The organism is Gilvimarinus gilvus (assembly GCF_030518155.1).
Classification (GTDB): Bacteria; Pseudomonadota; Gammaproteobacteria; order Pseudomonadales; family Cellvibrionaceae; genus Gilvimarinus; species Gilvimarinus gilvus.
In genome coordinates this window covers 1-319 of the sequence record NZ_JAULRU010000735.1, presented here as the reverse complement: position 1 = coordinate 319, position 319 = coordinate 1, and the positions used below count along the sequence as shown (strand labels likewise).

Here is a 319-nt window from a genome sequence, read left to right as displayed (position 1 = left end):
ATAAACGGGGCACGCCTCTGGAAGGAAGGCGTACCCGAATATGTAGAACTGCAAGTGATGCACCAACTCGCAGTCACCGGCAAGCAGGCGGCAGATGTGGCGGTGCTGCTCGGCGGTCAGCACCTGGAGATCCATCGCATCGAGCGAGATGAGCAGATGATCGCCCGCCTGATCGAACTGGAGCGTAAGTTCTGGAACTACGTGGAAACCGATACCCCGCCGCCAGTCGACGGCAGTGCATCGGCCGAGGCGGCTTTGCGCTGCTTGTACCCGGAGGACAACGGTCAGACCGTCGACTTCAGCGGCCATGCAGGATTGG

At 60.8% G+C, this 319-nt stretch carries 1 protein-coding gene; it reads left to right on the top strand.

Annotated elements, in window-relative coordinates; genetic code table 11:
* The coding region (locus tag QWI17_RS19155; RefSeq protein WP_302724138.1) for a hypothetical protein at positions 1 to 319 on the top strand (319 nt) is incomplete at both ends.